Origin of the sequence: Carnobacterium divergens (assembly GCF_900258435.1) — a bacterium.
Taxonomy (GTDB): domain Bacteria; phylum Bacillota; class Bacilli; order Lactobacillales; family Carnobacteriaceae; genus Carnobacterium; species Carnobacterium divergens_A.
In genome coordinates this window covers 154,584-177,580 of sequence record NZ_LT992558.1, presented here as the reverse complement: position 1 = coordinate 177,580, position 22,997 = coordinate 154,584, and the positions used below count along the sequence as shown (strand labels likewise).

Sequence of the window (22,997 nt, the reverse complement as noted above, 5' to 3'; positions counted from 1 at the left end):
TCAAATTCGTCATCATCATCGAAGTCATCGTCGTCGTCAAATTCGTCATCATCATCGAAATCATCGTCGTCGTCAAATTCGTCATCATCATCGTCATCATCTTCATCAGAAATTTCATCAATATGTTTATGGTTCAAATATGCAGTACAGAACAGGTACATACTGATTACTACTGAGATAAAAGATAATCCAATTTGTGGATATGAAGTTTGAGAGTAAACGGAAAGAATAAAGAAAATTAAGGTAACAAGGCTTAGTAACATGGTTGCGTAATGGATTAATTTGTATTGTTTTTCGTCATGGTGTATACGAGCATCTAACTTGTTATCTAATTCAATTGCTTTATCTTCTAAATAAGCAATATCTTCTTGTGTTTTTGTCGCTAAAATATGTTCTTTATGAGCTAAGCTCTTCTCAATTGCTGCTTTATGCTCCTGGAATTCTTCCTTATAAGCTAGGAATGATTCCCGTTCCGCTTTAAGTTGGTAACGTTCATCAGCAATTGCATTTTCATGTTGTGCTTTTTCTAATACAATTGTTTTTTCAGTCTCTTCCTTCAAAGCAAAGGCGTTTGCTTTAGCCAGTTTTAACATGTTTGCAGCTTCATTTTCGGTGTTTTCAATTAAGATTTGAGCATCGCTACGAGCACTTTTTAAAGCTGTTTCAGCTTGTTCAGCAGCTTTTTCAGTTTTCTTCTTAGCTTCTCCATTTGCACTGTTGATAATATTGCTAGCCATTTTTTTGGCATCTTCAATCAGCTTTTTATTTTGTAATTCAAGTTCTTGATTTTGAAGTTCAATTTGTTTAGTTTGATTTTCAGCTTTTTCTTTGATGTCGTTTAGTAATTGTTGCGCTTCGCGACCAGCTAAATCAATTTTTTCTTCAGCAATTTTTTCAGCTTGTTGAATAATTTCTTTTTCACGTGCTTTAAGATCAAACTCTAATGTGTTTTGTCTTTCTTGATAGAATAAATCAAGCTTTTCAATTTTTTCTAAGTATTTACGTTCATACTCTTGTTCTTGGTCTTCATGTTTTTTAGTTAATTGTGTCAGCTGTTCTTGATATTTTTGTTCATCAAGCTCTTTTTTAGCTTGTGCTTGTTTTTCGAGTTCAGCTAGTTTGGTTTTATATTTTTTATTGAATGTTTCTTCTTCTTCTTTGCGAGCTTTTTCAATAGCGATTTCTTTTGCTAGATATTTTTGTTCGTTTAATTCCTGTTGATCTGTATAAATACCTTCAAGCATTTGCATTTTCTCATGATACTTTGTTTCAATGTCTTTTTGTTTTTCTTCTGAAAGACGTTCGATTTCAGCCACTTTTTGGTTGTATTGTGCTTCAATTGCTTTTTGTTCAGCTAACTGCTGTTCTTTTAATTGTTCAAGCTGTTGAGTAAAATTGTTTTCTAATTCACTAGCAACTAATTGTTGTTTTGTTTCAAGACGGTTTGCTTTTTCTTGATAGTCAGCCTCTAAGTTCGTTTGTTTTTTTTCAAAATCAGCTTCTAATTCAGCCAAACGTTTTTGGTAATTGGCTTCAAGCTCAGTATTTTTTTCAGCCGTACGGCTGTTGTCGATAGTTTTAAATGGAATGGGGTTAGTTGAGCGAGTGTTTTTTTGAAAAACAGCTTTGTTTGGTAAAACGGTAGCGTTACGTTGATCAATCGTATCAGTAGATAATTCTTCTGATTTGATTTGATTAAAAACTAATTCGCTTTTAAACGGATCATCATTTTTAGAATCAGTTGTTGGGTTAGAACTGACTTCATCTGAAGATAAAGCATCCATCAACGCATTTTTTTTATCTAAAAAATCATGAAGTTTCATAGGTGTACTCCTTTTTTGTAGTTTTATCTTTTTTATTTTTCCCTAAGTGTTTAGACTAAAATTAAAGATACAACCAAACCGGCTGTATCTCTAACTTGGTTTAATCGTTATCGTTTATAGAACGCGATTGAAGTCCATTGTGTCATCGTCTGGTGTTGCAGATGGTGTTAGACCTTTATAGAAGTTTGCATAGCCGTTTTTCATTAATTCAGTGTATAAAGGTTTGATGAAACTTGTGAATTGTTCATTTGTTGTGAATTGTTCTTGGAAGGCTTTAATTGTGTAAGATAAACAATTATCCCATTTTGCAGACTTAGAGAAAATCAAGTTTGACTTGTTTCCTTGTAATAAGTTTTCTAAATAGGGTTGTAACAGTAAGCTTCCACCACCAGTAAAGATGATATGTTGTCCATGAACATTGATGTTGTATCCGCGAGATGCTAATTCACTAACGATTTCTTTTTTAATGAAGTTTTGCACAACACTGTTAATGAACGCAGTAGAATCAGAGAATCCTTCAATGGCACCGATGTCGAAAATTTTACCAGTTAAGATCGCTTCATTGTAATCAATACCACGGAAGTTCACGTTTGGATTTTCGATGGCTCTTCTTAATTCGGCTTCAAGAGTGGTTTCTAAATAATTCACTCCAGCTGCATCGATTGAGAAAGCTGTTTTTGCGTTACCTTTGTTGTCGAATTCACGGAAGTTGACATTTTGTCCACCAATATCTAATACGTAGAGAGAATAATAATCTTCCACTTCAGTCATTCTTGGTAACATAGCTTGTCCTTCTGGTAAGACGATGACATTTGTTAATTGGAAAGAAACCTCTTTCCCGTTTTGTACAAATTCAATATGACCGTCTTTATCGCCATAAATCAGACGTTGATAATCTTCGCGACGGAAGTTGTTTTGGAAATCTGTTGAAGGATAGCCTAAAACAAGTAAAACTTCTTCATCGTGATCTTCCTCAGTTAAAAAGTCAGCTACGGTTGCATAAATGCATAGTTTGTGATGTAACGAATTTTTTGTTAATTCAGTGTTATAAGTGGTATCAACACCCTCACCAACCATATAGCTATGGCCGTTTAGTTCCATACGGTATTGACGTAAAGAACTGTCTTCTTCTAAGAAACGTTCTTCGATAATTTCATTAGATTTTGAAGGAAATGAATTTACATATTCTAGAGTGCCATTGTTTGAAAAACAAAAGCTTTTTACTTCATTTTTACCTGGATCTACTACAATAATTTTCATATTGATCTCCTTTATTTTTTCAAATTTATCAGGCTAGTTTATACTATCGATTAGTTGCATTAAATCACTTGTAATATAAAACTTCACTACCTATAATAGTCCCATTTTAAAGGAGTTAAGTCAACCGGTTTATGGAAAATTTCAGGCGTTTTTTTTTGTGTATTTTCGCCTTGGAAATGGAAAAAAATAAAAAATAACTTGAAATAAAATATATCGCCTTAATATTTGTTAGTTTTCCTTAATTATACAAGGGTTTCATTATTGTTCTATCTAAATAAAAGAACAAGATTTAAGGTTGGTGATAGTTAGATGCGAGGCCTATAATTTTACAGAAATGTGAATTATTGCGAAACATTCAAAAGCTAGACTTGCTAAAAGAAGAAGAGTACAAAAAAACATCCTTAAAATAAATTAAGGATGTCGAAAAAGGGGTTTATTTATTTATCAAAAACATTATTTTCATAATGGAATGATTGTTTTTGATTAACGAATCACATCTTCTGTTTCAGGATCAAAGAAATGACCTTTATTTAAATTAAAGGCTAGGTCAACGAATTCGCCAGGATTATGGAAATCTCTTGCGTCTACTTTAGAAATAAATTCGGTGTTATCAATACGAGTATAGAGCATTGTTTCAGCACCTAATAATTCTGAAACGACAACTTCAGCATGAACAACACTTTCTGGATTTGAATCTAGTGTGATTTGTTCACTGTGAATGTCTTCTGGACGAATACCAAAGATTAATTTTTTGCCTTCATATCCTTTTCCTTCTAGTAATTTGCGTTTTCCTTCTGGAATGACTAATTTTAGTCCTAATCCATTAGAAATCACATTTCCTGTTAAAGTGACATCAAAGAAATTCATGGCAGGAGAACCAATAAAGCCAGCTACAAAGACATTTTTCGGTGTATCGTAGACTTCTTTAGGAGAACCGATTTGTTGAACAAAACCATCTTTCATGATGACAATTCGATCAGCCATAGTCATTGCTTCTGTTTGGTCATGGGTTACGTAGATAGTAGTTGTTTCCAAACGACGGTGTAATTTTGCAATTTCAGCACGCATGGCCACCCTTAGCTTGGCATCTAAGTTGGATAAAGGTTCATCCATTAAGAAAACTTTAGCATCACGAACAATTGCGCGCCCTAACGCCACACGTTGACGTTGTCCACCAGACAAAGCCGCTGGTTTTCGTTGTAAGTATTCTGTTAAACCAAGAATTTCTCCTGCTTCTTCTACTCTTTTTTTAATTTCAGCTTTATCGTATTTACGTAATTTCAAACCAAATGCCATATTATCATAGACAGTCATGTGTGGATAAAGAGCATAGTTTTGGAAAACCATTGCGATGTCACGATCTTTAGGCGCTACATCATTCATTAAAGTATCGCCAATGAAAAGTTCACCTTCACTAATATCTTCTAACCCAGCGATCATTCTTAATGTCGTTGATTTTCCACAACCAGAAGGACCAACGAAGACAATAAATTCGCGATCTTGAATAGATAAATTAAAATCTGTAACTGAAAAATTTTCAGCATTGTCATATTTTTTATAAATGTTATTTAAAGCGATTTCTACCATGATATCATCCCGCATTCTATTTATTTTGTTGATAGGTTCAGTATATTAGAAAACGGTTTCATTTGATATGGCGTAATGCACAAAAATTCACTAAAAGTTTCGTAAAAGCTGCACAAACGAAGTGTGCTATTTGAGGTGAGATTAAAAATTTCTTTTTTTCAAGAAAAAAATTCACTAAAAGTTTCATTTTAATATGCTACTATTAATAAGGATAAGCCCACATTCGAAAAGGAGCGGAATAATAAGATGATCGAAAAAAATTGGGATGATGGTGTAATTTATAATATCGGATTTATGGCGCGTATTCATTTGAAGAACGGAGAAATCATGCAAAAAGAAATTCATCAAACAGTAGTGTTGCCAATAGCATTATCAGAATCAGAAATAAAAAGCCTTATCTTGAGGAAATTTGATCATAGTATAGATGTGACCTATGTAGACGAATTATACTCCGCTTTGATTTTGAAAAAATAAACTATAGGACTAATAAAACACAGTCTAAGAGAAATCTTCTTAGACTGTGTTTTGAAAATTAAAAGTGTTCTTTCTTTTCACGGAAATTACGAATATTATGGTTAAATACTTCAGAAATAACTAAACCAGATGCAATAGCACCAGCAACTAATAAGACTTTCACGCTAATAGATACAGCAACTACATAATCGCCTAATACAAGATTGCGGACGGCTTGATAAGCCAAGGCCCCAGGTACAAGTGGAACAATTCCTGGAATATTAAAAATTGTCACAGGCATTTTTTTAATTCTAGAGAAGAAATGGCTAAAAATAGCTACTGTAAAGGCACCTAAAAAGGTTGCTAACACGTTACTAACACCAAACTGACCAGTTCCCCAATAAACAATCCAGCCTAGCATACCTGTTAAACCACAACTTACTAGAGATCGTTTTGGAACATTTGTAATAATGGCAAATGCCGCTGTTGTTAAGAAACTAAAAGTTAACTGAATGGCTAAGTCAAACATATTGATAGTGCTCCTTTCTATCTAATAGAACATTTGGAAAACAACGGCAATTCCGATGCCAATCATACAAGCAGTAATTAAAGCCTCCGTGCCACGTGCCATACCAGACAATAAGTGTCCTGCTAATAAATCTCGAACGGAATTGGTAATTGGAACTCCCGGAACTAAAGGCATAACGCTTCCGATAATCATGCCATCGACACTGACGCCCCATCCAATGGAAACCGTGATAATTGCAAGCAAGCCAATTATAAAGGAGGCAAAAAATTCAGCTAGAAACTTAATTTTTAAAAATTCATTGCTGTAGAAATAAACAGCAAATCCAATCGCTCCAATAACACAGGACTGAATAAAATCAGGCCAAGCACCACCAAAAAGAATCATTAAGGTTCCGCTAACTACAGCCGCTGCGATAATTTGCAACCAAATAGGAAAAAAGTCATTTTCAGATTCTACTTTTTTAAGACGTGTAGAAAGCGTTGTGAGGTCAATTTTTTGCGCGGAAAATTCCCGAGACAAATCATTTACTTTGGATACACGTTCGAGATTGATTGAACGGCTGGGAATTTGTTGTAGTTTAACAGAGCTTCCCCCTTCTATTGCCATAAAAATGCCCGTTGGAGTTACAAAACTAATCCCTTTTTTACCACTTTCAACAGTCGCGATTCGATTCATCGTATCTTCTACCCGATACATCTCAGCGCCACTCTCCATCATAATTTTACCTGCTAGAAGACAAGTATCTAATAATAAGTCTGTATAGGCTTTTGACAAGGGACAACCTCCTTTAAATAAATCAATTCTTAAGCATTTGTACTCACTAATAGTATCTTAAAAAGTGCAGGATGGCTAGCTTTTTTACAGTCCAAATTAACGGTGGCATTTGATTTAAATACGAACGTTTTTTTGTGGTAAGGGATTTCAGTTTAGTTTTTTTATGAAAAAACGTTCATTTTTGACAAAAAAGCTTTCTTTTCTTATGAAAATCCGTTATCATCAATTAACTATTTCGTTACTTTAAAAAGGAGATGACACGATTGGAACAAAAAACAGTTGAAAATTTGCCAAAAGTAGAATTACATTGTCACTTAGATGGATCTGTAAGTAAAAAAACACTTCGCAACATTGCTAATGAGCAGGGCTATGAACTTCCTGAAAATGAAGAAGCGTTACGCACCTTAGTAGAAGCGGGTGAAGATTGTCAAAGTTTATTGGAATATATTGGGAAATTTGAGACGGTTTTAGATTGTTTACAAGTTGAGTCAGCTCTTGAAGAAGTTGCGTATGAACTGATTGGGGACGTTGCAAAAGAAAATGTGACCTATATAGAAGTTCGCTTTGCACCCATGCTTTCAACGCGTAAAGGGTTATCCGCAGAGCGCGTCATCCAATCGGTAGTAGAAGGATTAAAAAAAGGCGAACGAGATTTTGGTGTTAAAAGTAACGGAATTCTATGTATGATGCGAGGTCATCAGGAAAAAGACAACCTAGAGATTGTTGAATTGACGAAAGAATTTTTAGGTCAAGGAATTGTAGGGATTGATTTAGCAGGTGATGAAGCCAATTATCCGCCAAAAGAGTATAAAAAAATAATTAAGTTAGCAGTAGAGTATGATTTGCCCATAACCCTTCATGCAGGTGAATGTGGTTGTGCAACAAATGTGCAAGATTCAGTCGATTTAGGAGCTACTCGAATTGGCCATGGGATTGCTCTAAAAGATGATCCAGAGATTTTAACTTATTGTATTTCAAAAGGGATTACCGTTGAAATTTGTCCAAACAGTAACTTGCAAACAAAAACGGTAGGCAAATGGGAAAACTACCCCTTTGAAGAATTTCAAAAAGCTGGATTGAAATTGGCTGTTAGTACAGACAATCGATCTGTTTCTAATACTAATTTAACAAAAGAATTTATGACATTAGACCGTTTGTATCAAATTGGCTATAGAGGAATGGAAGAATTAACACTTAATGGCATTCAAGCTAGTTTTGCAGATGAAACAACGAAAAAAATATTAAAAAAACAAGTTTTAGAGTCTTACCAGTTAGTCCATTAAGAATAAGGATTGAGTCTACTATTCAAAAGATCAAAAATGAAGCTATTTTTGGTCTTTTTTGTATGGATAATGAGAATATAAGTGCCAGATTGTAATAATTCGTTTGACGGAATAATTATCGTTTGTTACAATTAAACTAGTAAAACGAACTACTAAAAAGGAGTGGAAATAATGAATTTAATCAATACTAAATTAATGGAATTTGAAGCAGATGCGTACCAAAATGGTGAATTTATTAAAGTAACAACCGATGATGTTTTAGGAAAATGGAGTATTTTCTTCTTTTACCCAGCAGATTTCTCATTTGTTTGTCCAACTGAATTAGGAGACGTTCAAGATCACTATGCAGCATTACAAGCGATTGATTGCGAAGTTTATTCAGTTTCAACCGACAGCCACTTTGTACATAAAGCATGGGCGGATGCGACGGATACAATTGGAAAAATTCAATACCCAATGATTGCTGATCCAACTGGAAAAATCTCACGTTTCTTTGGCGTGATGGATGAAGAAGCTGGTCAAGCATACCGTGGTTCATTCGTCGTAAATCCAAGAGGCGAAATCAAAGCTTACGAAATCCATGATATGGGAATTGGTCGTAATGCCGATGAGCTAGTTAGAAAACTAGAAGCTGCTCAATTCGTGGAAGAACATGGCGATCAAGTTTGTCCTGCAAACTGGAAGCCAGGAGCAGATACAATTGCACCAAGCCTAGACTTAGTTGGTAAAATTTAACATGAAATAAATAAAAGCTCTGTTCCATAATGGATGGAATGGAGCTTTTTTTAGAAGACAAATAAAAAGGAGTTTTGAAACGATGACAGAACAGATATATGATTTGATTATTATTGGTGGTGGCCCCGCAGGTTTGTCAGCGGGCATTTATGCAGGTCGAGCAATGTTGGATACCCTAATTATTGAAAAGGAAAAAATTGGTGGACAAGTGACAACGACTTCTGAAATTGTGAATTATCCAGGGGTTCGAAAATCAACTGGTGCAGGATTGACGGAAGAAATGTACTTACAAGCACAAGATTTTGGCGTGGAATTTGCGACGGGTGAAATTAGTGAAGTTGAATTGGAACAAGAAGTTAAGATTATCAAAACAGCTACGACAACTTATAAAACCAGAGCAGTTATTATCGCAACAGGCGCATCAGCACGTAAAATTGGCTTTCCTGGTGAAACAGAATTTACAGGCCGAGGAATTGCGTACTGTTCAACTTGTGATGGGGAATTTTTCAGTGGCTTAGATATTTTTGTGATTGGTGGAGGTTATGCTGCGGCAGAAGAAGCGGTCTTTTTAACACGTTATGGAAAAAGTGTGACAATGATCATCCGAGAGCCAGATTTCACCTGTGCTAAAATGACTGCAGATCAAGCAAAAAACAATCCAAATATTAAAATTATTTATAATACCGAAGTCAAAGAAGTAACAGGTGATGACTTCATGAAAAAAGCTGTTTTCTTAAACAATGAAACGGGGGAAACGTTTACTTATGAAGCTTCTGCAGAAGATGGCGCATTTGGGATGTTTGTATTCGCTGGGAATCAGCCAAGTACCGAAATCTTTGAAGGCAAAATTGAGTTAACGCCGCAAGGGTTTATTCCTACGAATGAGCTAATGGAGACGAGTGTGACGGGTGTTTATGCAGCAGGTGATTTACGTGTTAAAGAATTGAGACAAATCGTTACAGCTGTAGCAGATGGTGGAATTGCAGCAACAGTTGCTGAAAAATACGTTACAAATGAAAAAGAACGTCTTGGATTGCCAGCCGTTAGTGAGAAAATGTTGAAAAAAGAAGTGAAAGAACATAAAGAAGGGTCTGTTAAAAAAGCTGAAAAGCCAAAAACTACTGCTTCAAATGAGTGGTTCCCAGAAACGATGAAAGAGCAGTTAAAGGGTATTTTTAGTAAACTGACAACGAATGTAACCTTAGTGAATCTATTTGACCAAAATGATGCAAAATCAATTGAATTGCAAGCCTTTTTACAGCAAATTGAGCCGTTAAGTGAACACATTCAATTTGAAAACCGCATGTTGGGCCAAGACGATGCGTTTGAAAAGAAAATCAATTTAACAAGAACGCCTACAGCTGTCTTATTGAATGATCAAGGAGAATACACAGGAATTAAATTCAGTGGCGTTCCAAGTGGACATGAATTAAATTCATTAGTCTTAGCCATATACAATGTGGGAAGTGCAGGCCAACCGATTGAAGATGCATTAGTTCAACGGATTCAAAAATTACCTGCTTCAAAAATTGAAATTTGTGTCTCTTTAACCTGTCATTATTGCCCAGATGTAGTAGCAGCTTGTCAACGCATTGCCTCTCTTAATCATAAGGTAGAAGCAGAAATGATTGATACAGCATTATTCCCTGATTTGAAAAAAGAGAAGAAAATTATGAGCGTTCCAGCGATGATTATGGATCATCAGCAAGTGATTTTCGGAGCTAAAACCTTAGAAGAAATCGTAACGGCATTAGAATCAGCTCAATAGAATAAACAATCAAAACCCCAAGTTCATTTTCATTGAATTTGGGGTTTCGTTTTTAATAAGCAGAAGCAGCCAATAAAACGATTAAATTTCCCTATTATTCAATCAATGAATCTGTATTTTTGTTTGGTTTTTGTTATACTAAGAAGTGATTAAGAGAATTAAGGAGCGAATCAAAATGGTAGAATTACCAGTGGGTCTAGTAGCGCAAGTAGAAGAATTATTAACCAAACAAGAAAAAGTTTTAGTCAGCTGGGTAACAAAAATAGAGTCGTTGAACCCATTGATGATTTTTAAACAAGGAAAAGGAGTATATTCAACAAAACGCTTTTTTTGGCAAAATCCTTCAAAAAAGGTAACGCTAGTGGGATTAGGAAGTACAAATCAATTTTGCTCAAATAAAGGAATAACGAGTTATCAAGATGTCCACGAATTTAATCAGCAATTAAAAAAACAAACGGCAACGAATCAAAAAAGGCGCGCAACGGGTGCCCTTTTATTTGGTGGCTTTGACTTCGACCCTGAACGTGGAGAATCTAAAGAATGGCAAGATTTTCAATCGGCATTTTTTTATTTGCCAACGTATTTAGTAACTGTACTTTCAGAAGAAACCTTCTTAACTATTAATTTTTACGTAGATTCTCAAACAGACTTACATCAGAAGGCTAACGAATTTTTTGGGAAATGGGAAGAACTTCTTGAAGAACAAATAGTACCTAAAGCAGCCAAAGCAGTTGTTACTAACAAAACTGAATTAGCAACAACAGAATGGATACAAGCCGTTGACGAAACAGTTAAATTGATTAAACAATCCACGACGTTACAAAAAGTGGTATTATCAAGGCAATTATTGGTTGAACACGATTCAGTTGTAGACGTTGAAGATGTTTTAGAGCGGCTGATGATGACGCAACAAAATAGTTATTTTTTTGTTTTAGAAAATAAAGAGAAAGCTTTTATTGGTGCAACGCCAGAACAATTACTTGCAGCAGAGAATCAGCATTATTATTCAGCATGTGTAGCTGGATCTGCCCCAAGAGGGAAAACGAAAGCAGAAGATCAAGTCATTGGAGAGGCATTATTGAAGGATCATAAAAATACACATGAACACCATTTAGTTGTTGAAATGATTTCTGAAACGCTACGAACATTGACGATGGATTTGAATGTTTCTGGAAATCCAACACTTTTAAAAAATCGAGATATTCAGCATTTATTTGTGACAGTTGAAGGAAAAAGACAGGCGACTGTTCCATTTCTAATGGCAGTTAAGGCCATGCATCCAACACCAGCATTAGGTGGTTTGCCAAGAAACGAGGCGTTAGCAGTTATTCGTGAAAAGGAGCCTTATCATCGTGGGTTTTATGGAGCACCAATTGGTTGGCTAAACCAAGATGACGAGGGAGAATTTGCTGTAGCGATTCGTTCAGCCTTACTAATGGAAAAGCAAAGTATATTATTTGCAGGTTGTGGCTTAGTAGCCGGTTCAAAATCAGCAGAAGAATTAATTGAAACAAGAATAAAATTTCAACCGATGTTAAGAGCTTTAGGAGGATTAGATCATGAGTAACTACCAAGTAGCAATGACCGATTATTTAGCGACATTTATTGAAGAATTGATTCAAGCAGGCGTCAAAGAAGCCATAATTAGCCCCGGTTCACGTTCTACTCCGTTGGCTATTTTGATGGCAGAGCATCCAGCTTTAAAAATTTATGTTGACGTCGATGAACGTTCAGCAGGTTTTTTTGCGTTAGGGATTGCTAAAGCAGGGAAACGCCCCGTCGTTTTATTGTGTACATCAGGGACAGCAGCAGCTAATTATATGCCAGCAGTAGCAGAAGCAAAATTGTCAGGGATTCCTTTATTAGTATTAACTGCGGACCGACCTCACGAACTACGAAATGTCGGCGCTCCTCAAGCAATGGATCAGGTTCACTTATACAGTACTCATGTGAAATATTTTACGGATATGGCACTCCCAGAAAACTCAGTCGAAATGCTACGCTATGCAAAATGGCAAGGGAGCAAAGCAGTTGATATTGCGATGACAGCGCCACGTGGTCCCGTTCATTTGAACTTTCCATTAAGAGAACCACTTGTTCCAATTTTAGACCCTTCTCCATTCACACAAGAAAAGGCAATTCGTCATACCCATATTTATTACGCGCATCAAGTGATTCAACCAGAACTTATTCAACAAATTATTGCTAGTTGTGAAGGTAAAAAGGGAATGATTATTGTAGGACCAAATAGTAAGAAAGAATTTGCCGAACCACTTGCGGCGTTTGCCAAGCAAATCAAATGGCCCATTTTAGCAGATCCGTTGTCAGGATTAAGAACATATGGCGATACTGACAACACGGTTATTGACCAATACGACACCTTTTTAAGAGAGCAAGATTTAGTGACGGAGTTGATTCCAGAAGTCATTATTCGCTTTGGAGCAATGCCCGTTTCTAAATCTTTAATGAAATGGATTGAACAATTTGAAGATAGTTTGTATTACTTGGTGGATTCTGGTAATGAGTGGAAAGATCCAACGAAGCAAGCAACGGATATCATTCACTGTGATGAACGCTTTTTAGTAGATGCTTTAGCAAAAGACTTTAAAAAAGCAACTAGTTCAGATTGGTTGCAAAGTTGGCAACATGTTAATAAGGCAACAGAAACGGTTGTGAACGAGTATTTGACCACCTTAACAGAAGCAAATGAGGGACAATTGATTCGCTGGGTTAGAGAATATTTACCAACAAAATCAGGATTGTTTATTGGAAACAGTATGCCAATTCGAGATGTGGATACCTTCTTTAACAAAACAAATAAATCAATCAAATTATTAGCTAATCGTGGAGCTAATGGAATTGACGGAGTCATCTCGAGTGCCTTAGGTAGTGGAACCGTGATTCAGCCTATGTATTTGGTAATTGGAGACTTATCTTTTTATCATGATATGAATGGTTTGGCAATGGCTCAAAAATATGGCTTAAATGTAACGATTATTCTAGTCAATAATAGCGGTGGCGGCATTTTTTCATTTTTACCGCAAGCAACGTTACCAAAACATTTTGAGACACTTTTTGGAACGGAACTAGCTTTGAATTTTGAAACGATTGCAGAATTGTACCAAGGTCATTACCAAGCGCCTAAAACACAAGAAGAATTTCATGAAGCAATGGATTTAGCTAGTTTTCATAAAGGATTAGATATTATTGAAATCAAAACCAATCGTTATGAAAATGTAGCAAGCCATCGTGAGCTTTATCAAGCAGTGGCAAAAGCCTTAAAGGATCATGGTTATGAAAATTAAGCTAAGAGGGCTGAGCTATGACTATGTTCTTTCCCAAGGACAGTCAAAGACAACCTGGTTGTTGCTACATGGATTTACAGGGACGAAGAACACTTTTCGTCAAATCCTGCCAGTCTTAGAAGAAGACTCGGTTTTGACGCTTGATTTATTGGGTCATGGCAATACAACGAGTCAAGCGGACCTTTCTCGCTATGCAATTGAGGAGCAATGTAAGGATTTAGCAGACTTATTAGATCAACTAGGGATTCCAAAAGTAGCACTACTCGGTTATTCAATGGGAGGACGATTGGCATTAGCCTTTACGGTATATTATCCAGAAAGAGTAGAGAAATTGGTTTTAGAAAGTAGTTCACCGGGATTGAAAACGCAAGAAGAGCAACAACTACGTCAACTTCAAGATCAAGCATTAGCCGATAAAGTCATGGGAAAAGGTCTTGTCTCATTTGTAAATGATTGGGAAAATCTCGCCTTATTTTCATCTCAAAAAAAATTGCCTATTGCTACACAAGAAGCGATTCGCAAAGAACGCCTTAGTCAAGATGAAGAAGGGCTGCAAAAAAGTTTGCTTGGTATGGGAACAGGAAGTCAGCCTAGTTATTGGAATCAATTATCTACTATCAGTTGTCCTGTTTTTCTTTTTGTAGGAGCACTAGATACTAAATTTTGTCAACTTGCAGCTCAAATAAACCCCCACTTAAAAAAGGGATCCATTATTACCTTTTCTGAAGTAGGTCATGCCATTCATCTAGAAGCGCCAGCAGAATTTTCTGGAGCATTAAAAAACTTAGACAATAGAAGGTGAGACCTATGAAACTTAGCCAAGTAAACCTGTATCAGTTAGCTATGCCTTTAGTGACACCATTTGTTACGAGTTATGGAGTGATGAAGGAAAAGCCACTTTATTTGGTGGAAGTAGTTGAGGAGAATGGTCAAAAAGGTTACGGAGAGCTGGAAGCTTTTGCAGTACCTGATTATACAGAAGAAACGAGTGAGACCGCTTATCTGATTTTAAAACATCATTTGCTTCCGTTGTTAAAAGGTGAGGACATTCAACATCCATGTGAAATAAAAGAACGGTTTTCAAGCATTAGAGGAAATGAAATGGCAAAGGCAGCCATTGAATCAGCTATTTGGGATTTATATGGAAAATGTAAACACCGTTCTTTAGCAAGTTTACTTGGAGGAAGTCGTCAAATAATTGATGTCGGCGTAAGTATTGGAATTCAAGAAAATACAGACACACTGTTAGAACTTGTTTCAAAATATGTAGATGCAGGCTATACGCGAGTGAAATTGAAAATTAAACCAGGATTCGATAAAGAACCCATTCAAGCTATTCGCGAAAGATACCCAAATTTAACATTAATGGCAGATGCCAATTCAGCATATACGAGGTCCGATATTAAATTGATAAAGGAATTGGACCGCTATCAGTTAGCCATGATTGAACAACCTTTTGGCGTCCGAGATTTCTTAGATCACGCTTGGTTGCAGAATCAAGTTCAAACGAGGATTTGTCTTGATGAAAATATTCGCTCATTGTCTGATGTACAATTGGCAGTAAATTTAGGCAGTTGTAGGGCGATTAATTTGAAATTTTCAAGAGTCGGTGGTTTAACGGAAGCATTAGAGATTATTTCGTATTGTGAACAAGAAGATGTATTAGTCTGGTGCGGGGGGATGTTAGAGGCAGGTGTCGGAAGAGCGCATAACTTAGCTTTGGCATCTCGTACAGAATTTCGTTTTCCGGGAGATATTTCACAGACGAGTCGTTATTTTGAATCAGATATTGTTACGACTGATTTTTCATTTAAGGAAGGAACAATGTCAGTACCACAGGGATTTGGAATAGGTGTGGCTATCAATTTTGAACAAGTAGATAAGTTTTTAATTCAAAAAGAAACATTATTTTTAAGTGATAAGTGATTGTTTCTTTCCGTGGAAACTGCTAAAATGCAAGACGTACTGTTTTAACCAAATTGAGAAAACTTAAAGGAGTTTACCAATCAAATGCATAAAGATATTCAAGAGATTCTTTACTCGGAGCAAGAACTACGAGCAAAAGCCGCTGAATTAGGAAAACAATTATCAAAAGACTATGAAGGGAAAAATCCTTTGGTCGTTGGAATTTTAAAAGGTGCAATTTTCTTTATTACTGATTTAGTGAAGGAAATGGATATTGATGTGGAATTAGATTTTATGGATGTTTCCAGCTATGGAAATGCAACTGTTTCTACAGGCGAGGTAAAGATTATAAAAGATTTAAGCACGAATGCTGAAGGACGCGATATTTTAATAGTGGAAGACATTATTGATAGCGGGCGTACGCTTGAATATTTAGTTAATCTATTTAAGTACCGCAAAGCAAATTCTGTAAAATTAGTGACATTACTTGATAAACCAGAAGGTCGAGTTGTGGATATTACTGCAGATTATGTCGGATTTCCAGTACCGAATGAATTTGTTGTAGGGTACGGGATTGATTATGCTGAAAAATATCGTAATTTACCTTATATCGGAATTGTAAAACGCGAAGTTTACGAATAATTAAATTGAAAAAGGGAATGTTGACTGTCAGTCAACATTCCCTTTTTTTGAAATAACTATAGTTTCAAAGCCAGCCCTTCTGCATCTTCTTCAATAACTAAAATTTTTTTTACATTATTGAAGCAATTCGAAATGCTAACTTTGACTTTTTCGTGTGACCATTCTGTTGGAAAAACTAACGTTTTACTGATTTCAAAGTCGCTATGAGTTTGAAATACAACATAATAAATGGTAACATCGTTCCAATACTGTTCAATAGTCATCAGCTACCTCCTACATTCTTTTAACGTAGCTAAAAATGATTGGCTACTTTACTAAGGTTTAGGATAGTATCTATTGAAAATCACTACATTTAATTTTTTTTTTGTTTTATATAAAACAAGTAGACCAACAATAGCACTTAGTACACCAATCTTAAAGTAAAGAGCTAATTTTTCCTCACCTGTTTGAGGAAGTTTGTTAAGGTTCGGTTCTTTGATTGGTGGTACTGGTTTCTCAATAGGATCTTGAGGTTTTTCTTTGATTGGCGGTACTACGGAGGATGAATCTGAATAGTAGAACTCAACGGTTCCACTTGTTTCATGAACTGTATCATCTGCCAGAACTTGTGTTGGAATACTAAGACCTATACAAATTGAAAGTAGCGACACAATGAAGATTAGTTTCTTATTTTTCATTTAGTTCTCCTTTCTCACTAAGGTGTATCTGATAATGTCCAAACAATTGAACTAGAGTATTTCGCAACTTTTTTAGTGGCAGTTTTAGGGACACTTAATTCAAATTTAGATAGTTCTAACGTCGAAATTCCTGTTCCTTCATTTGCTTTTGCACCAAAAATGGTTTTTTCTTCATTTGGAATTAAAGTTGCAGTAGTTCCTTGAATTCCATTAGATGGAATAACTTTTGCAGTACTATTCACAGTACCTGCTGTTACTAGTAAGTGGGCACCTGTTAATTCAGCGACGCCATTTTTGAACTGTTCCAATTGTTTGGCTTTCAATTTCCATCCACTTGTTGTTGTACGGTTATCGTCAACTTTTAAAGTTCCAGTAGTGGTTTTACTGGTTTGGTTTCCATCTACTGTAGCAAGCCATTTTTCATCTGAACTATTTTGAATTGAATGTGTTCCGAAGTTTAGGTCACTTGGGAATTGACTATCAATCATGGTTACTCGTTGTTTTTCATTAAAAACAACAAGTGGTGTTTGCTCAGCAGAACTCACTGTAAAGCGCTGTTTCGTTTCATCTAAAACGTACCCAGTAGGCGGGATTGTTTCTTGGAAATAGTAGTCACCATAATCTAGAGCAACGTTAATTATACCGCTAGCATCTGTAATTAAATCTGTCTTAATAGGTGCAGATTCACCTTCCTTATAAAGATCAAAATGTGCATCTGGAAGGAGGGTACTTGGATTTTCTTTGTCTTTTTTGATTAAGGAAATCTCTTTAGCAGCTTTTTTATTGGAAAAATTTCCAGAATTCATAAAATTAAAAAATTGTTCAGTACCAGGTCTGCTAACGTGTTGATTTGTAAGAGATAGAGGTAGATATAAAGGATTCAATTCATAACCAGGAGGCGGTTCTGTTTCAGAAAATAAATAATTCCTAGGATCTAAATTACTAACAATAATTTCCCCGTTTTCATCGGTAACCAAGTTTTCTATTAGTACTTCGTTAGTCATAGGGTCAATTATCTCGAATTTGGCTCCAGGCAATACAATAGATGAATCATCGGCATCAACTTTTGTTAGCTTAATGCTACCTTTGAGAGGTGTATTAGAAAAAACCACTTCGGTATCTCCTGTTATTGTAACAGCTTTAAGAGATTCGTCTAGGTCATAAACTACATAACCACTTCTTGTACCGGCCTGCGATTGTAGAATAGAATATTTACTTCCAGGTTTTGCAGTTATTTTAAAGGCTCCAGCAACAGCATTGTGGACACCTAAACTTTTACCATCCTCGAATACGGAAAACTTTCCGCCATCAAGGTTGATGGAAGGATCTGTAGAGTCAACCAAACGTACCGTAAGAACTGAATTTCCATCACCATCACCGCCACCACCAGACTTTGGTGTGGAGACAGTTAAATCTCGGATTTGCATACCTGAAGAATAGGAAAGAATACGGTTGAAGTACCTCCCTGCAGTTCCGCCATCATTAGCTTTCATAGCAACATTAATAATACCTGAAGGTCTATTTGTTCCCTCTCCGATATCTCCAAATTCAATCTCGAAACCTCCGCCGACACGTCCATAAATTGAAGAATTTGGAACAGGTTCAATTTGAGTATATTCTCCAGTGTCTTTATTGTATTCTCCCCAACTTGCCCAAATACGATCCGGCATATACTCTTGATCAACGGGTAAATCCACTATTGTTGTGCGGTTACTTTTGACACCTGAATAATTTACTCGAATACTCCAAATAACGATTTCAGGATTAGAAGTATCTACTTGCCCAAATTTATATAAACGTTCGTTAGGGTCAATGGAAGCCGCTTTTTTTACATCTAAATTAATTACTTCTTGAGCTTTTGTATCAAAAGCTAATTGAATCCACTGATTTTTATTTTGCACTTGGCTAAAATCTAACTGAGCTGTAAAGTTAATAGTACCAGATCGATTTGTTAAGGATACAAATGCTGGGTTAACTGTGAATTCTAATGTTTTTTCTCCCGTTGGAGCGACTATTATTTTCCACGAACCAACAACAATACCTTTGTCATTTGTAACATTTAGTGGACCTGTTCTGAGCGGGTTTAGCTCAGGAGGTAGAGCTGATGTTATGACATCACCATCCACTAAATTAGCTGAATTTGGAACAGACCAATTAAATGAAATGTTAAATTGATCATAATAATCAATTTTATCGCCATTTTTTATAGGAGTAGTTGTATCTCCATCAATACGTTCCATAGTAACTGAATCATAATACTGATTTATAGCATAATTTTCCAATTTAGCTGATGGATTTAATAAATTAGAATTTCCGACATTTAGTGAAGGAATAATGGTATCTAACTTATTTTCCAAAGGCAGTTTATTGGGTGTAGAATGTGTTTCTTCTAGTCGTTGTTCAGACACAATTGAGCTTTCTTTTTGTTCGATTGGATTCTCTGTATTTTCAGTGGGTGTGTCTAACTCTGTAAGTGGATTTTTGACAAGGGGCTCTTGTGCAGTCACAGGTTCTGTAGGACTTGGTGACTCAGCTTGTACAATAGTACTCAGAGGAGCAGCTGTCGAAAGTAAAGTCATGTACAATAAGATATTTAAAAATATTTTTTTCAAAATAAAATCTCCTTTCTGAAAGTGTAGTATCTATAATAGTGTATTACTAGAGAATCACTACTTGAAATGAACAAAGTAGGGTTCCTTAAGTGTATTCATCATTTAGAAACGATTACACAATATCAGATGGTTTTTTTTTCTTTCTTTTTCGTCTTTGCTGAGCGATTCGTCTACGTTGTGCTTCTCGTTTTCTTTTCTTTTTATTTTTTAGATAGATAAAAAGAATTAATAGAATAACAATCATAAGACCAACCAATAAAACAAATAGCGCAATGACAAGTTTACTATCAAAAATGCTACTACGATCAATGGTTACATCATTTTTGTTGTATTTTTTTTCTTCTTCTTTAGAGACAGTAAACTCTTTTTCAAAATTTTCTTTTTGATCATTATGGCTATATGTTCCTTTAACAGTGTAATTTCCTGCTTCATAGGAAGCCCCGTTTAAGGGTATTTGAAAATTAAAGGAACTATTAGGTGCCATCGATAAACCGTTAGTGCTAACTTCATATAAAGTTTCAGAAGTTCCTTTTTTAGAAACTTTCGCATTAATTGAGAAGTTGCTTAGAAAAGCAGGCTGATCATTTTCGAATAGCACTTGAGTTACATTCCGATAATTTTCTTGTCCAGCACTTGCTTTAATTACTTTTAAATTACCTGATAGCTCAGTACTACTAGGATCAGATCTCAGTAAAATCGCAATTTCTCTAGCAAAGTAATTTTTAACATTACCTTTATTTTTGGTTTTATCTTCTTTAAATAAATATAAACCTCCTGCCAATACGCCATCAAATTTTTCATTTGGTGTGTTGATATGGATAGGAAGGCTGTAGCTTTCATTCGGTTCAATTTCAATTGTAGTTTGATCAATTGTTACAATGTCTTCAATATTGTATTTTAAATTTGGAGCCTTCTCTTTGCTCTTAGCTGAATAAGTAACAACGCCAACAAGATTGGTATGTGCACGATTAATAGAAGGACTGATTGTCATTTTCTCATTAGATGTATTTTTAATGAGGACAGTTAAGTCTTGTTTAGAACCTGGTTCAACCATTAAATCATAGTAAGTCACTTCTTTATTGAACTGATTTTCTGGTAAGGTAGCTTCAGTTGTGAAATTTGCTAATTTATTTGGGTCGCTAGTTTCATCCGCTTGTACATTCAAGATAGGGAATAGCGATCCTAGAAAACAAGCAAAAAAAATAAGTAACCTTTTTTTCATTTTTATAGGGCATCCTTTCAAAAGCGAATATAGATAGCCAAAATAACTGACTATCTATATTGCTTAATTTTTAATTAGATTGCTGGTGTATCTGATAAAGTCCAAGTGATAGAAGTTGTGTAAACACCCATTCTTTTTTCAGAAGCAGCAGGTACAGCTAATCTAAATTCATTTAATGCTAAGTGCGAATCTCCAGCACCAGTGTTTACTTTAGCTCCAAAGAAGTCCACATCGGCATTGATAGGTAATTCTTTATCCATACTAATAGCACCAACGGTTGGTAAAACACCACCTACGTTAGTAGCTTCGCCAGTTTTAATGGTTAAAGCAGCAGCTTTTAATTCTACAGAATTAATGCTAAATTGTGCATTTTGTTTAGCTTTAACAGTCCAACCTGCTGAAGAACCACGTTTATCTGAAACATTTAATGAACCAGTAGTAACAGTTGTTCCATCTGTTGTAGCAGTCCATTCTTCATTTACTTCATTTTGGATTGCATGTTTACCAAAATCTAAATTCGATGGTAAGCCACCACCAAAAGAGCCTTTGCCATCATCGATTGTAAGTTTACCTTCAGTAAATTCAACTTGACCAGTTGTTCCTTTTGTTTCTAAATCTGCAGCTGATGCAAATGGTGCACCTACTAATCCTAAAACTCCTAATGATAGACTTGCAATTACTAATTTTTTCATCTTTAAATCCCCCTAATATTTTTTTGTATTCTATCTCATAAGTATGATAATAGTATTACAATAATAAGATTATCATAGAAAAACCGATATTATTTATCTTTAAGAAAGACAAAGAGCCTAAATGTGAATAAAAAAAAACAATTTCTATTTAATTTTATTTTGAGATTATAAGCAGAATTGGAATCGAGGATGCACAAAAGAAGAGGACAAAAAAACTCAATGCATTCAGCACTGAGTTTTTGGGCTAGTTTAACTTGCGTTTTAAGTTGTCAAAGAGGAATGTACTAAGTTTATGAAGAGGCAATGATAGTAGTAAGCAGCTGATAAAAATAAGTCCACTAACACCTAATAAAATAAGATTCATTAACGGATATTGACTAATCTGATAGACAGGAATCCATTCTTCCCATAAAAGAGTCCTGATTAAGGGATGCTCATGAATTAAGTAAATCCCAAAGATAAAAGGGATTAAGGCGCTTCCCCAGGTTTTCTTAAAGTGTGTTTCTTTAAAGAAAAGGAACAGGGATATGGTGGCAAGTAATACAAAAGGGGAATGGTAATAAATCATCCAATCTTCGTAGTTCACTAAAAAGAAATACAGAGTTAAGCCTAATGCACTATTAAAATAATAAAATAAATACCAGCCGGATTGCCATTTAAAAGGCAATGGATAAAGTTGAAAGTAAGCACCTATCAAATAAAGTAAGATAAAAGTTAAAATGCTATAGCCTTCATTCATGCCTAAAATAGGTAGCTGGGAAAAAGTAGCCCAAATTGAAAAAATGACAAAATATCCAATTAATACTTGTTGAAATTGTCTTTGTGACAGTTGTTTTAAAAATAAATTTAAAAAAGGTGAGAGTAGATACAATACAAGGTACAAGGTTGCAAACCAATAATTTCCCCAAAATAAAACGAATACCCAATGAAGAAAATCAAGGATTGAGAAAGTAAGTGGGGTAAAAATAACCATAATTAAATAAATAATAGCAGAATAGAGACTCACTTCAAATGCAAAGTAGGCTACTTTTTTACGATTAAACCCTTTTTTTATTAGAAAATAGCCACTGATTAAGACGTAACAGTTTGAAGCAACAATGGCTAAATTTCGGAATAAATACAGTGTGAATAAATGAATCCCTGATGGCAAACCATAGTGGAAGATGCCGAAAGTTTGTGAGTGCAACAAGACAATCATAAACATTGAAAGGATACGTAATAAATCGAGATTACGGTTGCGATGTTGTCGAATAGAAGGTATCATCAGTAAGCTCCAATCAAATAGTAGGTTTCGTTATGAAAGAAATTAATTTAGTACTAATAAATCCAATTACCATGCCGAGCAAACGTGCAAGGAGAATCAAGAAAAAAGATTGCAACGTTGAAAATTTAAATTGAAGAACCCAACCAACCAGCATAATGACAGTTAAAAAAAGCATCTTAACAAAAGTTGGCACAAATTTACCACGATAAAAAAAACTGCCAAGTGGAATAAAAAAAAGAGCTTCAATTATCCATTCAGTGAGCTGAAGAGGTTTATTAAGAAATTCATCCGCTCTAAAGAAACTGTTATATAGTAGAAAAGAAAAATAAACTAGTAATAAAACTGGAGTTAATTTTACCCGAATGGGATTCAATTTATTAGTAGCAATACAAAAAATACTCGTAAAAAGCATCCCAAAAAACAACGAAAAAAAGATGTTATTTTTTGGGAACTCCGTATAAAATTC

General features: G+C 35.2%; 20 protein-coding genes. 9 read left to right on the top strand and 11 right to left on the bottom strand.

The genetic code is table 11. From position 1 onward, the window contains the following. From CDIMF43_RS13695 to CDIMF43_RS01375, 3 genes are all read right to left on the bottom strand, one after another. Positions 1-1,823 (bottom strand): hypothetical protein (locus CDIMF43_RS13695; RefSeq protein ID WP_199198134.1); only part of this gene is annotated, 1,823 nt, incomplete at its 3' end. A 114-nt stretch (positions 1,824-1,937) separates the two neighbouring features. Beyond that, positions 1,938-3,083, bottom strand: a complete 1,146-nt coding sequence (locus CDIMF43_RS01380) for a ParM/StbA family protein (protein ID WP_074403555.1) — start codon at positions 3,081-3,083, stop codon at positions 1,938-1,940. A 483-nt stretch (positions 3,084-3,566) separates the two neighbouring features. Then, on the bottom strand, positions 3,567-4,670 hold the full coding sequence (locus tag CDIMF43_RS01375; RefSeq protein WP_074403554.1) for an ABC transporter ATP-binding protein: 1,104 nt from the start codon (positions 4,668-4,670) through the stop codon (positions 3,567-3,569). A gap of 246 nt (positions 4,671-4,916) precedes the next feature. Here CDIMF43_RS01375 and CDIMF43_RS01370 point away from each other — a divergent pair, with 246 nt between their 5' ends. Next, positions 4,917-5,144: a hypothetical protein gene (locus tag CDIMF43_RS01370; protein ID WP_109840990.1), complete on the top strand. Its 228-nt coding sequence runs from the start codon at positions 4,917-4,919 to the stop codon at positions 5,142-5,144. Between the two features lie 58 nt (positions 5,145-5,202). Here the strand turns inward: CDIMF43_RS01370 and CDIMF43_RS01365 are convergent, their stop codons facing one another. Then, on the bottom strand, positions 5,203-5,652 hold the full coding sequence (locus CDIMF43_RS01365) for a threonine/serine exporter family protein (RefSeq protein WP_074403552.1): 450 nt from the start codon (positions 5,650-5,652) through the stop codon (positions 5,203-5,205). A gap of 21 nt (positions 5,653-5,673) precedes the next feature. Then, entirely contained in the window at positions 5,674-6,426 is a 753-nt protein-coding gene (locus CDIMF43_RS01360) for a threonine/serine exporter family protein (RefSeq protein ID WP_074403551.1), read from the bottom strand. Positions 6,427-6,689: 263 nt separating this feature from the next. On the opposite strand from CDIMF43_RS01360, the gene add reads away from it, so the two are divergent. The 8 genes from add to hpt all read left to right on the top strand — a co-directional run bounded on the left by add (position 6,690) and on the right by hpt (position 16,064). Beyond that, the gene (gene add / locus CDIMF43_RS01355; protein ID WP_233218273.1) at positions 6,690-7,709 is read left to right on the top strand and encodes an adenosine deaminase; all 1,020 of its coding nucleotides are present in this window, start codon (positions 6,690-6,692) and stop codon (positions 7,707-7,709) included. Positions 7,710-7,880: 171 nt separating this feature from the next. Continuing rightward, on the top strand, positions 7,881-8,444 hold the full coding sequence (gene ahpC, locus CDIMF43_RS01350) for an alkyl hydroperoxide reductase subunit C (RefSeq protein ID WP_034572964.1): 564 nt from the start codon (positions 7,881-7,883) through the stop codon (positions 8,442-8,444). Between the two features lie 82 nt (positions 8,445-8,526). Beyond that, the gene (locus CDIMF43_RS01345; protein WP_074403549.1) at positions 8,527-10,212 is read left to right on the top strand and encodes an FAD-dependent oxidoreductase; all 1,686 of its coding nucleotides are present in this window, start codon (positions 8,527-8,529) and stop codon (positions 10,210-10,212) included. Positions 10,213-10,387: 175 nt separating this feature from the next. Next, complete coding sequence (locus CDIMF43_RS01340; protein WP_109840988.1) at positions 10,388-11,779, top strand: isochorismate synthase; 1,392 nt, start codon at positions 10,388-10,390, stop codon at positions 11,777-11,779. Then, positions 11,772-13,517 (top strand): 2-succinyl-5-enolpyruvyl-6-hydroxy-3-cyclohexene-1-carboxylic-acid synthase, encoded by a 1,746-nt coding sequence (gene menD / locus CDIMF43_RS01335; protein ID WP_109840987.1) that lies wholly within the window; start codon positions 11,772-11,774, stop codon positions 13,515-13,517. The genes CDIMF43_RS01340 and menD overlap by 8 nt, the downstream gene beginning before the upstream one ends. Beyond that, a complete protein-coding gene (gene menH, locus CDIMF43_RS01330; RefSeq protein ID WP_162532894.1) occupies positions 13,507-14,319 on the top strand; it encodes a 2-succinyl-6-hydroxy-2,4-cyclohexadiene-1-carboxylate synthase in 813 nt (270 codons plus the stop codon). The genes menD and menH overlap by 11 nt, the downstream gene beginning before the upstream one ends. Positions 14,320-14,324: 5 nt before the next feature. After that, positions 14,325-15,443, top strand: a complete 1,119-nt coding sequence (gene menC / locus CDIMF43_RS01325; RefSeq protein WP_109840985.1) for an o-succinylbenzoate synthase — start codon at positions 14,325-14,327, stop codon at positions 15,441-15,443. Between the two features lie 84 nt (positions 15,444-15,527). Further along, a complete protein-coding gene (gene hpt, locus CDIMF43_RS01320; RefSeq protein WP_034572978.1) occupies positions 15,528-16,064 on the top strand; it encodes a hypoxanthine phosphoribosyltransferase in 537 nt (178 codons plus the stop codon). Between the two features lie 56 nt (positions 16,065-16,120). Here hpt and CDIMF43_RS01315 read toward each other — a convergent pair whose 3' ends face one another. The 6 genes from CDIMF43_RS01315 to CDIMF43_RS01290 form a co-directional block, all read right to left on the bottom strand. Next, on the bottom strand, positions 16,121-16,327 hold the full coding sequence (locus CDIMF43_RS01315) for a hypothetical protein (RefSeq protein WP_074403544.1): 207 nt from the start codon (positions 16,325-16,327) through the stop codon (positions 16,121-16,123). Between the two features lie 51 nt (positions 16,328-16,378). Beyond that, the gene (locus CDIMF43_RS01310; protein ID WP_109840984.1) at positions 16,379-16,741 is read right to left on the bottom strand and encodes an LPXTG cell wall anchor domain-containing protein; all 363 of its coding nucleotides are present in this window, start codon (positions 16,739-16,741) and stop codon (positions 16,379-16,381) included. 17 nt (positions 16,742-16,758) lie between these two features. Further along, a complete protein-coding gene (locus CDIMF43_RS01305) occupies positions 16,759-19,353 on the bottom strand; it encodes a SpaA isopeptide-forming pilin-related protein (protein ID WP_109840983.1) in 2,595 nt (864 codons plus the stop codon). A gap of 112 nt (positions 19,354-19,465) precedes the next feature. Then, complete coding sequence (locus CDIMF43_RS01300; protein WP_074403541.1) at positions 19,466-20,575, bottom strand: DUF916 and DUF3324 domain-containing protein; 1,110 nt, start codon at positions 20,573-20,575, stop codon at positions 19,466-19,468. 74 nt (positions 20,576-20,649) lie between these two features. After that, on the bottom strand, positions 20,650-21,267 hold the full coding sequence (locus CDIMF43_RS01295; protein ID WP_074403540.1) for a WxL domain-containing protein: 618 nt from the start codon (positions 21,265-21,267) through the stop codon (positions 20,650-20,652). Between the two features lie 244 nt (positions 21,268-21,511). Continuing rightward, entirely contained in the window at positions 21,512-22,531 is a 1,020-nt protein-coding gene (locus CDIMF43_RS01290; protein ID WP_074403539.1) for an acyltransferase family protein, read from the bottom strand. Positions 22,532-22,997 lie beyond the last annotated feature (466 nt).

Coding starts and splice junctions, on each gene's coding strand:
- CDIMF43_RS01380 (WP_074403555.1), bottom strand. CDS start 3,083: ATGAAAATTATTGTAGTAGATCCAGGTAAAAATGAAGTAAAAAGCTTT.
- CDIMF43_RS01375 (WP_074403554.1), bottom strand. CDS start 4,670: ATGGTAGAAATCGCTTTAAATAACATTTATAAAAAATATGACAATGCT.
- CDIMF43_RS01370 (WP_109840990.1), top strand. CDS start 4,917: ATGATCGAAAAAAATTGGGATGATGGTGTAATTTATAATATCGGATTT.
- CDIMF43_RS01365 (WP_074403552.1), bottom strand. CDS start 5,652: ATGTTTGACTTAGCCATTCAGTTAACTTTTAGTTTCTTAACAACAGCG.
- ahpC (WP_034572964.1), top strand. CDS start 7,881: ATGAATTTAATCAATACTAAATTAATGGAATTTGAAGCAGATGCGTAC.
- CDIMF43_RS01345 (WP_074403549.1), top strand. CDS start 8,527: ATGACAGAACAGATATATGATTTGATTATTATTGGTGGTGGCCCCGCA.
- CDIMF43_RS01340 (WP_109840988.1), top strand. CDS start 10,388: ATGGTAGAATTACCAGTGGGTCTAGTAGCGCAAGTAGAAGAATTATTA.
- menD (WP_109840987.1), top strand. CDS start 11,772: ATGAGTAACTACCAAGTAGCAATGACCGATTATTTAGCGACATTTATT.
- menH (WP_162532894.1), top strand. CDS start 13,507: ATGAAAATTAAGCTAAGAGGGCTGAGCTATGACTATGTTCTTTCCCAA.
- menC (WP_109840985.1), top strand. CDS start 14,325: ATGAAACTTAGCCAAGTAAACCTGTATCAGTTAGCTATGCCTTTAGTG.
- hpt (WP_034572978.1), top strand. CDS start 15,528: ATGCATAAAGATATTCAAGAGATTCTTTACTCGGAGCAAGAACTACGA.
- CDIMF43_RS01315 (WP_074403544.1), bottom strand. CDS start 16,327: ATGACTATTGAACAGTATTGGAACGATGTTACCATTTATTATGTTGTA.
- CDIMF43_RS01310 (WP_109840984.1), bottom strand. CDS start 16,741: ATGAAAAATAAGAAACTAATCTTCATTGTGTCGCTACTTTCAATTTGT.
- CDIMF43_RS01300 (WP_074403541.1), bottom strand. CDS start 20,575: ATGAAAAAAAGGTTACTTATTTTTTTTGCTTGTTTTCTAGGATCGCTA.
- CDIMF43_RS01295 (WP_074403540.1), bottom strand. CDS start 21,267: ATGAAAAAATTAGTAATTGCAAGTCTATCATTAGGAGTTTTAGGATTA.
- CDIMF43_RS01290 (WP_074403539.1), bottom strand. CDS start 22,531: ATGATACCTTCTATTCGACAACATCGCAACCGTAATCTCGATTTATTA.